Below are 12564 nucleotides of genomic sequence, written 5' to 3' on the forward strand. Positions count from 1 at the left end.
CTCTTGGAAGGAACTAGGCTTTTATATTCTTTTTAGGCCTCTTGGGCATCGAGTTGACCAATTAGCGCCTGCAGGTGTTCGCGCACCTTCTGACGGTAGTCATTCTCGAAAGCCTTGAGATCATCGACTCGGGTCTCTAGGTCTGCCCGCTCGGATTCTAGCTGCTCTAGCACGCGACGACGCTCGTCATTGGCTTCGCGTACAATCTGGTCACCCTTGAGACGGGAATCTTCCAGAATCTGATCAGCTTCCTGCTGACCGTTGCGTACGTATTCATCGTGTACCCGCTGTGCCAGCGCCAGCATCGAGGTGGCGTCCTCGGGCTGGTCTGCTGCAGCCTGCGGAGCCACTGCACTTTGTTGTGCCTGCGCCAGCTGTTCACGCAGCTGTTCGATTTCCGCAATCGCCTGTTGGGTTTCCGCTTGAGACTGTGCCAAAGCCGCCTGAGCTTCTTGCTGCGTCTGCGCCAAGTGAGCTTGCAGCGCCTGGATTTGTTCCCCGGCCTGCGGGTCACCTTCGGCGGCCGCCGCCTGGTACTGCTGTACCTGCGCTTGCATCTGCGCAATCTGCCCATTAGCGGTTTCTAGTTGTGCCTTGAGGGCAGCGACTTCTTCGCTGTTGTCGCTGGGAGCTACTACTCCACCAGCAGCCGCCTGCTGACGTACCTCATCTAGCTCAGATTTTAGGGACGCATTCTGATCTTGTAGCGTCGCAATAGTTTCCACGACCTCGTCTAGGAATTCATCGACTTCTTCTTGGTCGTACCCTTCACGGAATTTAGTCGCCTGGAATTGCTTCCAATGGACATCCTCAGCAGTCAGCAGAGCCATACCTGTCACCTCAGTTTGTTATCGTCTTCTTCCCCGGGAAAGCTATTAACTTTCTAGAGGAACTTCTGCACTATAGGTTGCAGTTGGAAACAAGCATACCGAAGTTCTGCTCAACTTCCACATCTTCAACAATAGTAACATCTATGATTTTCGGCAACACTTTGTGCATTTTTCTGCAGTTTTAGGAACTGGCAAGCACCAAAAGCGCGTTGATTAAATGCGTCCAAATATTAATTAAGATTGTGACCAGCAGAAACAGTACGATAAAACTAAGGTCTAGGGCGATAGTCCCAAGACGGAGCGGTTTAATAAATCTTCCTAAGAAACGTAAAGGCGGATCGGTTAGACCAAAAACCAGGTTACAAAGAAATAGGCTCAGCGACTTTTGAGGACGCCAACTGGGGTTTAGCGTCATCACCCAGGACAAGACTGCCCGGATAATTAGTGCCAGGATGTACAGTTGTAGCAGCCATCTGCCAACCAGACCGACCCAATAGATCAGGGAAAGCATTTATTAGCTTTGGTTGAAGAAATCTCGTTTTGACCCCAGGGAGGACGCACCCTCGTCAACCTGTACAGATTTTGGCGAAAGCAGGAACACCCGGTTGGTTACCTTTTCGATCCCCCCATCGAGAGCGAAGCTAAGACCAGCGGCAAAATCAATCATTCTCCGCGCCTCCAGGTCATTCATTGCCCCCAGGTTCATAATCACCGGGGTGCCGGCCTTGAAGGCCTCCCCAATATTTTGTGCCTCGTTATAGGTGGTGGGGCGAATAGTTACAATCCGCTTTAATTCGGAGGCCGGTTCGGGCTGGGAGCTGACCGCATGCGGGAAACGCAGCGCCGGCTCTACGATTCGCGGGCGCGGAGCCGGAACTTCAGCATCCGGAACTTCGCTTTGCAGCTCATCGCGGTATTCCTCGTTCTCTTGCGGTTCGGACAGGCCTAAATAGTCCATCGTCTTCCTCAAAGCGCCCATCAGGTTCTCCTTCGTTTAATGCGGGTCTATGAAAACGTTAATCGCGGGCGGGTTTTTTAGGAAGCACCCCCTCGGCGTGTTCCCAAAACTACCGACCTAAAGTTGCAGTTCAGCCGGTTGGCACCTGGCCTTTGCCAACCACAATCCCCGCAAAGCGTCCGGTGACGCCATCGCGGCGATAAGAATAAAGATTTCGATCCTCGAAAGTGCAGCGTTTAGAGGCGAAGGTAATCCGTACCCCTGCCGTGCGCAGCTGCGAGATTACTCCCGCCTGCAAATCTAAACCGGGACTGCCTGAGCGAGTCCGCGACCAGGCGGCCGGTACATGCCCAGTCACGTGGGTACGCATCGCCTCTGGTACCTCGTAGCAGGCTCCGCAGATTGCCGGTCCGACTGCAGCATGAATCTTGCCGTTTTGTGCACCCAGTTTTCGCATGGCGATTACCGCTTCCCGGACAATTCCGGTCACCATTCCGGCTCTACCGGCGTGTACGGCAGCTACTAATAGACCATCATCGGAAGCCAGTAGCAGCGGTACACAGTCGGCTACCATCACTGCGGCAGCGGGGGTAGCCAGCCCCAGTTCCGCGAACTCGCGGGTATCAATAATGATTCCATCGGCATCGGCGGGGCTGTCAGTGTAACCGGGATGGACTTGTGTCACCCGGTTGGAGTGGGTCTGATGCATCCACACCACTTTGCGCCCAATCGCCTCATCAACTATCTTGCGGTTTTGTGCTACTGCAGCCGGGTCATCACCAACGTGATCTCCCAAGTTGAGAGTGGCATAAGAACCGGTGGATCCCCCACCAATCCGGTTGGTGAAAACCGCCTGTGCTCCCCCAAGGTCAAACATCTGGATCTACCGCATAAAGTCGGGTACGTCTAGCCCCGATTCCTGATTATCGTCCTCGAATACTCGCGGCACGGTCAAAGTAGTGTCATCATCACGCTTCGTATCTACGCCAAAGTTATCGCGGTAGCTGTGCGAGCTTTCATTATCTCGGCGGTTGAAAGCATCACGGGAGGGCGGCGTTACCGGCAGACGGTGTGCTCCCGGCGCGCTCGCCCGCGGCAAATCCCCCACATTGCGTTCTTCCTCGTTCAAAGATGCCCTCCGGGGGAAAGTCGGAATCGTGGAGGTAGCGGTGGAGTCCTCTTTTTGCTCTTTTTTCGCCGGAGCCGCAGCCGGTTCTCCCGCTGGTAGCGGCGCTTTCTGCTCTACCTTCGCGCTCTTGGTTTTGCCTTTACCTTTTTTGGGGTCATCAAATCCGGCAGCAATAATCGTCACCCTAATCTGGTCACCCAAAGATTCATCTACATTGGCACCGAAAATGATATTGGCTTCCGGATGCACCATTTCCCGCACCATATCGGCGGCGCGGTGAACCTCCAGTAATCCCATATCAGAGCCGCCTTGGAAGAACATCAACACCCCCAGCGCTCCATCGATATTCGCTTCTAACAGCGGTGACATAAAAGCGGCTTCGGCAGCGCGGATTGCGCGGTCTTCCCCGGTGGCAGAGCCAATCCCCATCAGAGCGGTCCCTGCCCCCTTCATCACGCTTTTCACGTCCGCGAAGTCAACGTTAATAAGGGCGGAGGTGGTAATCAGGTCGGTGATCCCCTGCACCCCGGAATGTAGAACTTCGTCGGCCGCGGAGAAGGCGTCCACCATGGTGATGTTTTGATCTGAGATTTCCAGGAGGCGATCGTTCGGAATCACGATAATGGTATCTACTTCTTTGCGTAGCGCCTCTACCCCAGCATCAGCTTGGGTCTGACGACGCTTACCTTCAAAGGAGAACGGGCGGGTAACTACCCCGATAGTCAGGGCGCCCATTTCCCGCGCTACCCGCGCCACGATGGGAGCGCCACCGGTACCGGTACCGCCGCCCTCACCTGCGGTAACGAAGACCATGTCCGCACCTTCTAGGGTGTCTTTGATTTCTTCTTCGTTATCAGCGGCGGCGCGCTCGCCTACCTTGGGATCAGCACCGGCGCCGAGGCCGCGGGTTTCTTCCCGTCCGATGTCCAGTTTCACGTCCGCATCTGACATCATTAGTGCCTGCGCATCGGTATTAATCGCAATGAACTCTACGCCTTTCAGGCCGAACTCAATCATGCGGTTAACGGCGTTTGCTCCCCCGCCGCCGATGCCTACAACTTTAATATCCGCCAGGTTGGTATCTGGTACTGTCACGGTCGCCCTCCGATCTAACCCTCAACCTTTAGTTTAGGGTTAGCTTTTCTTGCCCTCTTGGTCAAACGAAAATCCTATGTAAAGTGGCATTTTCGGCAAGCACTGCCCGCGCGTGTTGCCAAATTTGCGCTAAATCCGCCCCAGAATCCTCGCCGTCCTATCATTGAAGACAAGAACTGTAACCTCAGGAGGAACCATGCCCACTATTTTTACTCGCATTATCGCTGGCGAAATCCCCGGCGAGTTCTGCTGGAAAGACGAGATTTGCGTCGCCTTCGCTGATATCAACCCGATAACCCCCGGACACGTGCTGCTAGTTCCTCGCCGGGAAGTCGAAAACTATTGGGACGCCCCCACTGAAGAGCTGCAACACCTGATGAAAGTGGCGCAGATTATCGGGCGCGCCCAACGACAAGCTTTCGGCTCCCAGCGTTCCTGCCTGAGCATCGCGGGATTCGATGTGCCGCACCTACACCTGCACCTAATTCCGGCGAACTCTATGGAAGACATTAAGTTCGCGCACGCCCAGCCAGCTACCCCGGAGGAAATTGCCACTTCTATGCAGGCGCTACGCCAGGCGATTGCCGCCCAGGGACATGCCCAGGAAGCGGGAACCCGCGCCTAAGAACCAGCATTTGCAGCTAGCAGCCGGCGCAGATACTCAAGTTCGCTCCGGTCATACCAGGACAGCGGCTCAGCCACTAGTTTTTGCCAGAGCTCCCATCCCGGAGTTTCTAGATTTTCCTCACCGCTATAGTTTCCGCGACACCAAAAGGCGGCTTGTTCCGCCGGCAGCGCCGCTCTTACCTGCTGACATAGCTCAAGATCTTCAGGGCTATCCAGATGTAGGCTGACCAGGCGCTGCCAGCTAAAGCCGGTTTTCACCTCAAAGACACCGAGGTCACTGGTAGCGCCAATTTCACTGCCATCTGCGTCCAGCGCCGCCACTATCCGCCCTGGATAGGCGTCCCCGGAATTTTCTAGGCAAGACATGGACGCCATGGTCATGGCCATATCTTCTGCTTCTTCCTCATCTTGAGAGTCGATTCCCCAAAGCTGGCAGAAATCATCATTACCCGCCCAGGCGAAGCGGGAATAAAGCTGCTGGTTATAAAGTTCGATGTCCGCGAGCGGAAGATAAATACGCACCTAACTATGTTATCGCCCGCGCGCCCTCTGGACTCTTAATCCACCCCGAAGCATCCTAAAGGTGAGGTTCCGCAGATTTTTGGTATTACCCCCAGATTTTTCCACCTCAGAAACCACCTCTAAAACTCACCTATCTTTAATGTTTTCTTAATTTGAAATTACTAACAACCTGTTGGTAGCAGTTTTGACTATTAAAGTAGCTTTTGGTTTTCTCTCTAAATAACGCGAAACCGCAACTGGGCAGTGATGCCTTTCCCCTGATGCCTCTAATGGATTAGCGGCACAATTCTCATATTGCAAGGATCAAAGTCGATGAGTTTAGCAGCTAGACAACCCCTCTTACGGGAGACCGTGGAGAACTATGCCGAACCAATTAATAGTGAAAATCGCTTTCGGGTGCTGTTTCCGCCAGGAAAACCAATATTGACTATCTGTCCTCAAGACAGAAATTCCTCCCAGCCGTTAGCCATCATTTGCCCGGAGCTTCCTACAATTCCTCTTAGCCCCAAATATGGCTCTTTGGAAGTGCAGGCACTACGCCCTTTAAAACAAGAAAAACCGAAAGTACTACCTGCCCCTAAACAAGGGGAATCCTTGTCTCAGCTACCTCAAATTAAACCCTGGGTAGCGACGGCGGTGAAAACTATTTTTGAAGTCTTTTCCGGGCGGCGCTCCGAACAGGCCATCACCAATTGGTTCAGCGCGGAGCTGCGCAAACCCTTCTTGGCTTTGGCGCGCACCGAAAGACATGATCCGCTGCCGGCACCAATCCAGGTGCGCCGGATTTGTTACCGCAAAGCCGGTGAGGGCGAGTACGGTTTCAACGGAATCGAGGTCGCAGTCAGCGTCAGTGATGGTTCCCGGGTGCGGGCAATCGCCATGCGCATCAAACCCTGGGGAAAAACTTGGCGAATCACCGCCCTGGAAATCGGGTAAACAAACGCACAGCCAACGAGTACTGGGCTTGGCAATAGCGCTAATACAAAAAGCCCACCCAACCGCCTTCCCCGCGATACTGCAGGTAAAAAGGATTACCCGTTATTTCACCGACGCTTCTTGCGCTTCTTCTGCGCGCGGCGCTGAGCCCGGTTACCGCCTTGCGCAGCAGTCTGTCGGGCAGCCTCGGCACCAAAAGCTGAGCCTTGCCCAGAAGCTCCCGCGCCAGCCGGCACCGTTTGTGAGGATTCCTTATGTCCGGTATCCCCCATCACCGAGCCTTCTGCCAGCGCCTTCTTCTTGGCTTGCTCCGCTTGCTGTTTTTCTGCCTCTAGCTGCTGCTCATAGACCTGCTGGAACTGGTGGGAGAAACTGAAAATACCGGTAATGGTATCTTCACGTACCTGCCCCATCATATTTTCGAACATGAGCGCACCCTCGGACTTGTATTCCACCAAGGGGTCGCGCTGCCCCATCGCCCGCAGGCCGATACCTTCTTTGAGGTAGTCCATCTCGTAGAGGTGCTGTTGCCACAGGCGGTCCACCGTGGCCAGCAGTACCCGGCGTTCTAGTTCGGCCATCGGCTGGTCACCCAGCTGATCAATCGCAATCGGGTTCTCGTTGACCTGATCCAGAATCTCTTCATAGGCATCGGCAATATCATTCTGCAACATAGTTTCCAGCTCAGAAGCCGAAATATGCAGGAAAGTGCCGTCCTCACCCTTGAGATCTGAAAGGGAGGCGCGCACCGGATAAACCGCACGTAGGTTATTCCACAGTTTTTCCAAATCCCATTCGTTGGAATCATTGCCTTCACTGGTGGCGTGAGTAACCGCTTCTTTAATCAAAGTACGCAGGTAGGAAGGAATCAGCTCATCGAGGTCGATTTTCTTATGCAGCACTTCCTGACGTTCGGTGTAAATCAGGTCGCGCTGATCGGTCATCACGTCGTCATATTTAAGGACGTTCTTACGAATCTCGAAGTTCTGCGCCTCCGTCTGATGCTGCGCGGACTGGATGCGCCCGGAAACCATCTTGGATTCTAGCGGCAAATCCTCGGGGTAGAGGGAAGAATTCATAAACCGGGTAACGAACGCCGCCATGTTCTTCATCATCAACGGGTCATCCATTGCCAGGTAGAAGCGGGATTCCCCGGGGTCACCTTGACGTCCAGAACGCCCGCGCAACTGGTTATCAATGCGGCGAGCATCGTGACGTTCCGTGCCGAGGACGTAGAGTCCGCCCAGGTCAACAACCTCTTCGTGTTCGTCAGCTACCTCGGCCTCCGCCTCGGTAAGGGCGTCCTCCCAAGCTGCTTGCCATTCGGAGAGGTTTTCTTCCGGATCCAGGCCGCGCGCGCGTAGTTTCTGATCCGCAATATGTTCCGGGTTGCCACCCAGCATAATGTCGGTACCACGCCCGGCCATATTGGTGGCCACGGTAACCATGCCTTTACGTCCGGCATCGAACACCACCTGCGCCTCGTGGGCGTGCTGCTTCGCGTTGAGCACGTTGTGCGGCACCCCGGCCTCATCCAGCAGGATGGAAAGTTCTTCCGACTTGGCAACGTCGGTGGTACCTACCAGAATTGGCTGGCCTTTTTCATGCCGTTCTTTAATATCATCGACAATCGCCTTGAGTTTGCCGCGCCGGGAAGGGTAAACCAAATCCGGCTGGTCAATGCGGATCATCGGCTTATTGGGCGGAATCGGGATAACCCCAATCTTGTAGGTATTCATGAACTCGGCCGCCTCGGTTTCCGCGGTACCGGTCATGCCCGAAAGTTTGTTGTACAGGCGGAAATAGTTCTGCAAGGTGATGGTGGCCAGGGTCTGGTTTTCGGCTTTAACCGGGACGTGTTCCTTGGCTTCAATCGCCTGGTGCATGCCCTCGTTGTAGCGCCGCCCTTCCATTACGCGCCCGGTATGTTCGTCAACGATTAGCACTTCCCGGTTGCGAACAATATAGTCCCGATCCCGTTTGAACAGCTCTTTCGCTTTGATTGCGTTATTGAGGAAGCCGATTAAGGGAGTGTGGGAGGCTTCGTAGAGGTTGTCGATTCCTAAGAAGTCCTCGACCGCGGCAATCCCCACATCGGTGACCCCCACGGTACGTTTCTTTTCGTCGACCTCGTAATCCATATCTTTTTCTAAGCGGGTTACCAGGGAGGCGAACTTGTTGTACCACTGGTCAGCCTCGCCTTGGGCGGGACCGGAAATAATCAGCGGGGTACGCGCTTCGTCAATCAGAATGGAGTCCACCTCGTCCACGATGGCGAAGTTGTGTTCACGCTGGACAATGTCTTCTACCCGCTGCACCATATTGTCGCGCAGATAGTCGAATCCGAACTCGTTATTGGTGCCGTAAGTAATATCTGCTTGGTATTGTTTTAGCCGCTCCGTAGGGGTTTGACCGTTAACGATACAGCCGACGGTTAGCCCCAGGAAGCGATAGACACGCCCCATGAGTTCACTTTGATAACTGGCGAGGTAGTCGTTAACCGTGACTACGTGCACGCCCTTGCCGCTTAAGGCATTCAGGTAGCTGGGCATGGTGGCGACCAGGGTTTTACCTTCACCGGTTTTCATTTCGGCGATATTGCCGTTGTGAAGGGCAATTCCTCCCATAACCTGCACGTGATAGGGCTTTTGCTTGAGGACGCGCCAGGCGGCCTCCCGCACAGTCGCGAAGGCATCCACCAGGATTTCGTCCTCGGTTGCCCCTTTTGCCAGTGCCTCTTTGAATTCGGCGGTCTTGGCTTTTAGTTCTTCGTCGCTGAGGGCGGCGTATTCTTCTTCTTTCGCCACGACTTCGCGAGCTGTCCGGTCTAGGCGTTTGAGGATTCGCCCCTCACCCATCCGCAGGATTTTTTCAAAAAATGACATTAGTTCTCCCGTGTGTTCGCTCCGTTTACCGATTCTATATGGCTGCGGCAAAAAGCACGATTAGTTGTTTTAGTTTTCCCTCTCGGCGTAGTACCTGGTGGCGCTAGTTTTTTAGGCTCCACGCTTGACTGGCTGGGGGTCACGCCCCAGCTTGCCCGCTGTTTTTACGCCCCCAGCTTGGCGCGTAGCTCCCGCGCCATATCGGTATCTTCCCAGGTAAACCCGGAGCGTCCGAAATGCCCGTAGGCGGCGGTACGCGAATAGATAGGTCGGCGCAGCGAAAGGCGATCGATAATAGCGGCCGGTCGCAAGTCGAAAGTTTCCCGCACGGCCTCAAGAATCTGAGATTTATCCATCTTTTCGGTGCCGAAAGTTTCCAGTTCTATCGAAACCGGGTGCGCCGAGCCGATAGCGTAAGCCACCTGCAGTTCCGCCCGATCCGCAAGTCCGGCCGCCACTACGTTCTTGGCTACCCACCGCGCCGCATAGGCCGCGGAGCGATCCACTTTGCTGGCGTCTTTCCCAGAGAATGCGCCCCCGCCGTGACGCGCCATTCCCCCGTAGGTATCGACAATCAGTTTCCTGCCAGTCAGGCCGGTGTCGGCGGCCGGTCCCCCAAGGATGAAGCGTCCCGCCGGGTTCACGAGGGTGCGGAAATCGTGATCCTCAATCCACGGCACCTGAGCGATAACCGGGTCGATAACGGCGGCTTTTACTTCTTCCCGCAGGTCTTTAAGGTTTGCGGAAGCGCGATGCTGAGTCGAAAGCACGATGGTGTCTAGTCCCACTGGACGCCCGTCCTCGTAACGTACCGTCACCTGGGTTTTCCCGTCGGGGCACAGGTAGTCGAGGATGTTTTCCCGCCGGACTTTTTCGAGTTGCTTGGCGAGGCGATGCGCCAGCCAGATCGGGGCGGGCATTAAATCGGGGGTTTCGTTGCAGGCATAGCCGAACATCATCCCTTGGTCGCCGGCTCCCTGCTGGTCAAAGGCATCTACCGCTGCGCCTTGGCGGGTTTCCCACGAGTCTTGCACCCCGTGAGCAATATCGGGGCTCTGACGGTCGATTGAGACCAGCACTCCGCAAGAATTTCCATCGAAACCAATATCGGAGGAGGTATAGCCGATTTCATTAATGGTTTCGCGCACTAGGGTCTGCAGGTCAACATAGCCGGAAGTGGTGATTTCGCCGGCCAGATGTACCTGCCCGGTGGTGGCCATAACTTCTACGGCGGATCGCGCCTCCGGGTCTTGCTCCAGCAGGGCATCCACAATGGTGTCGGCGATCCGGTCGCAGACTTTGTCGGGGTGTCCGCTGGTGACAGATTCAGAAGTAAAAATCGACTGCTTTGCGCTCATAGTCTCCAGTTTATGGCAGCGCTGGCGGTTGCGGGAATTGGGAGGGAGCTAGAAGGAGTTAAGCGTCACAAGTCACCATAATGGGTGCCGCACTGGACTATCCGCAACACCTCGCCATCGATCTTGAACACCAGACGATTCTCCTCCCCCACCCTAAAGACCCTGGAGGGTGTTTTTGTCGCTTTCCCCGCGCCGGAGGGTGTTCCGGTACCGGGAGGGTGATTTTGTCCGGGGAGGGCGATTCTGCACACCCTCACAAACCACTACAGGCACAACGCCGACATTTCCACCCTCCCGCGACACTTTCACCCTCCAGAGCGGAGGTGCGGAGTGGGATCGAAAGGACGGGGCGGGAAGGACGGAATTGGGAGTGAGGGCGAGAACGGCAGAGCGGGAAGAGGGCGAAGGAAGGGAACGAGGGCGATGAGAGGAAGGCGAGAGAGGTGAGGATTCGGGGCGGAGGCAGACCAGCAGAGGACGGCGATACGACTACAGGACAGGCTCAGCACTCAGAAAGGTGAAATTTTTTCGAACTTCACCCAGTTTTGGCGATCTTTCGCGGAGTAACGAAACAAGCACTTCTGACGACAACCTGTGGATAACTTTGTTGCGTAATTCATCGAAATTGAAATTAGGAATGCGACAGGCAAATTCATTAAATTAAACGTGTAATTTCCTTTATTTTTAAATGAAACTAGATTTTCTTTTGTAACATTTATCTTGAAATTGCCAATTTTAAACACTTTTCTACATAAAACAGCCTATTTTGGGCTCCGAGGCGGCGCTCGAGGCCAAAAAACTCCCACCCAACCACTCTCACGATATACAGCTAACTTGTCGCATACTTCATGTAGAATGTCTATCTGCCTGCCTGTCCACTAAGAGGCTGTCGCACCTGTAAAGCAACGCAAACATGAATATCTGCAGGTGAGACGCATAAGTGCCAGGATGATAAAGCCTGAGGCAGAGAGTAGAGTCTCGGGATCCAACAACGACAGCGCCAGAAAACTCATTTTGATTCGTAAAAATACGCAGAAATACGCAAAAAGAAAGGACAGATCAAAACGCACGAACGCAGGAAAAGTAAGTAAGAGGAGATCAAACCTAGGAAGAATCCCTAGGTTTGCGTTGCAATGCAAAGTGCAACGCAAAATTTAGTCTTGCAACGCAAATGCAACGAAACCATTTGCGTTGTACTTGCGATACTAACGCTCAGTGTTTGGCGCCGGATTCGGTCTCGTCGTAGCAGGCCGGCACTAGAGCCGAAATAACCCCCCTGGTACCTAACCCTATTCTTCGGCGCCAGATTCGCGGTCGCCAGTGGGTACTACCAGTACGGGGCAGGCTGCATGCGCCAAGATGGATTGCGAGGTGGAACCCATCAGCGCTCCCGCGAATCCGCCGCCTCCGCGAGTACCTACCACCACCAGGTCGACGGCGGTGGAAAACTCTGTCAGCAACGCCGCCGGATTGCCGTCTAGGGCATGAGAATGCACTTTCACCCCGCTACCAGCGGTTTCTTCCTGACATGTTTGTTTAAGCTGGTCCCGTACATCCCGCAAGATGCTGTCGCGGTCGACTGTTGCCGGCAACCAGGACAAGATCCCGGCGGATGATGCCAGGGGAACCGCATCCACGGCGGTGAGCTCCGCGCCCCAAACTTGGGCTTCTTTGATAGAGCGGCGCAAAGATTTGCGGGACCGGGTGGAACCGTCAAATCCGATCACGATTTTCTTTACTGGCACGAATTGGTCATCGGCGCCCCCTCGCCGCGGCACTACCACTACTGGGCAACGAGAATAGGCAGGTAGCGCCGAAGAGGTCGCACCCAGCAACCGGTCAGTAAATCCGCCGCCTCCGCGGGTACCGACCACAATCAAATCGACTTGCTGCGACAGCTGCACCAAAATCGCGGTGGGATCACCGGCCTCCACCCGACCTTCGGCCTGATAACCAAGCTTATTGAGGTGGGAGATAGCCTCGTCCACTACGGTTTGCGCGCTTTCCCGAATCGCATCATTATCTACTACTGCGAATCCGGAATCCATGGAGGCTGCCGTATAGGAAGGCAGGGCGTAGGCACATAATACTTGCAGCTTGCTGCCGCTTTGCTGGGCGCGCACACCCGCCCATTCCGCGGCCTCTAAAGATTCTGGGGAGCCGTCAACGCCCACTAAAATAGTTTCTTTTCCCGACATGGCTATATCCCCCTTCTGCTGCGCCT

At 54.7% G+C, this 12564-nt stretch carries 11 protein-coding genes; 2 read left to right on the forward strand and 9 right to left on the reverse strand.

The window, feature by feature from the left end; genetic code table 11:
- Positions 1-32: 32 nt before the first annotated feature.
- The 5 genes from BQ5456_RS10365 to ftsZ form a co-directional block, all read right to left on the reverse strand.
- On the reverse strand, positions 33-830 hold the full coding sequence (locus BQ5456_RS10365) for a DivIVA domain-containing protein (RefSeq protein ID WP_071128664.1): 798 nt from the start codon (positions 828-830) through the stop codon (positions 33-35).
- A gap of 181 nt (positions 831-1011) precedes the next feature.
- On the reverse strand, positions 1012-1341 hold the full coding sequence (locus BQ5456_RS02880) for a YggT family protein (RefSeq protein WP_071128665.1): 330 nt from the start codon (positions 1339-1341) through the stop codon (positions 1012-1014).
- 3 nt (positions 1342-1344) lie between these two features.
- Positions 1345-1809, reverse strand: a complete 465-nt coding sequence (locus tag BQ5456_RS02885) for a cell division protein SepF (RefSeq protein WP_071128666.1) — start codon at positions 1807-1809, stop codon at positions 1345-1347.
- 109 nt (positions 1810-1918) lie between these two features.
- The gene (gene pgeF, locus BQ5456_RS02890; RefSeq protein ID WP_071128667.1) at positions 1919-2665 is read right to left on the reverse strand and encodes a peptidoglycan editing factor PgeF; all 747 of its coding nucleotides are present in this window, start codon (positions 2663-2665) and stop codon (positions 1919-1921) included.
- A 6-nt stretch (positions 2666-2671) separates the two neighbouring features.
- Complete coding sequence (ftsZ, locus tag BQ5456_RS02895; protein WP_071128668.1) at positions 2672-4012, reverse strand: cell division protein FtsZ; 1341 nt, start codon at positions 4010-4012, stop codon at positions 2672-2674.
- A gap of 196 nt (positions 4013-4208) precedes the next feature.
- Between ftsZ and BQ5456_RS02900 the strand changes: the two genes are divergently transcribed.
- On the forward strand, positions 4209-4637 hold the full coding sequence (locus tag BQ5456_RS02900) for an HIT family protein (protein ID WP_071128669.1): 429 nt from the start codon (positions 4209-4211) through the stop codon (positions 4635-4637).
- Here BQ5456_RS02900 and BQ5456_RS02905 read toward each other — a convergent pair.
- Complete coding sequence (locus tag BQ5456_RS02905; protein WP_071128670.1) at positions 4634-5161, reverse strand: DUF6912 family protein; 528 nt, start codon at positions 5159-5161, stop codon at positions 4634-4636. The genes BQ5456_RS02900 and BQ5456_RS02905 overlap by 4 nt on opposite strands.
- Positions 5162-5473: 312 nt before the next feature.
- On the opposite strand from BQ5456_RS02905, the gene BQ5456_RS02910 reads away from it, so the two are divergent.
- Positions 5474-6097: an Rv3235 family protein gene (locus tag BQ5456_RS02910; protein WP_143037007.1), complete on the forward strand. Its 624-nt coding sequence runs from the start codon at positions 5474-5476 to the stop codon at positions 6095-6097.
- 107 nt (positions 6098-6204) lie between these two features.
- On the opposite strand, the gene secA is transcribed toward BQ5456_RS02910, so the two are convergent.
- The 3 genes from secA to BQ5456_RS02930 all read right to left on the reverse strand — a co-directional run bounded on the left by secA (position 6205) and on the right by BQ5456_RS02930 (position 12538).
- Positions 6205-8982, reverse strand: coding sequence for a preprotein translocase subunit SecA (gene secA / locus BQ5456_RS02915; RefSeq protein ID WP_071128672.1), 2778 nt, complete (start codon positions 8980-8982; stop codon positions 6205-6207).
- A gap of 164 nt (positions 8983-9146) precedes the next feature.
- On the reverse strand, positions 9147-10340 hold the full coding sequence (gene metK / locus BQ5456_RS02920; RefSeq protein WP_071128673.1) for a methionine adenosyltransferase: 1194 nt from the start codon (positions 10338-10340) through the stop codon (positions 9147-9149).
- Positions 10341-11629: 1289 nt separating this feature from the next.
- On the reverse strand, positions 11630-12538 hold the full coding sequence (locus BQ5456_RS02930) for a universal stress protein (RefSeq protein ID WP_071128675.1): 909 nt from the start codon (positions 12536-12538) through the stop codon (positions 11630-11632).
- Positions 12539-12564: the final 26 nt, after the last annotated feature.

The sequence above is a fragment of the Varibaculum massiliense genome, assembly GCF_900106855.1.
GTDB classification, from domain to species: Bacteria; Actinomycetota; Actinomycetes; order Actinomycetales; family Actinomycetaceae; genus Varibaculum; species Varibaculum massiliense.

Coding starts and splice junctions, on each gene's coding strand:
- BQ5456_RS10365 (WP_071128664.1), bottom strand. CDS start 830: ATGGCTCTGCTGACTGCTGAGGATGTCCATTGGAAGCAATTCCAGGCG.
- BQ5456_RS02880 (WP_071128665.1), bottom strand. CDS start 1,341: ATGCTTTCCCTGATCTATTGGGTCGGTCTGGTTGGCAGATGGCTGCTA.
- BQ5456_RS02885 (WP_071128666.1), bottom strand. CDS start 1,809: ATGGGCGCTTTGAGGAAGACGATGGACTATTTAGGCCTGTCCGAACCG.
- pgeF (WP_071128667.1), bottom strand. CDS start 2,665: ATGTTTGACCTTGGGGGAGCACAGGCGGTTTTCACCAACCGGATTGGT.
- BQ5456_RS02900 (WP_071128669.1), top strand. CDS start 4,209: ATGCCCACTATTTTTACTCGCATTATCGCTGGCGAAATCCCCGGCGAG.
- BQ5456_RS02910 (WP_143037007.1), top strand. CDS start 5,474: ATGAGTTTAGCAGCTAGACAACCCCTCTTACGGGAGACCGTGGAGAAC.
- secA (WP_071128672.1), bottom strand. CDS start 8,982: ATGTCATTTTTTGAAAAAATCCTGCGGATGGGTGAGGGGCGAATCCTC.
- metK (WP_071128673.1), bottom strand. CDS start 10,340: ATGAGCGCAAAGCAGTCGATTTTTACTTCTGAATCTGTCACCAGCGGA.
- BQ5456_RS02930 (WP_071128675.1), bottom strand. CDS start 12,538: ATGTCGGGAAAAGAAACTATTTTAGTGGGCGTTGACGGCTCCCCAGAA.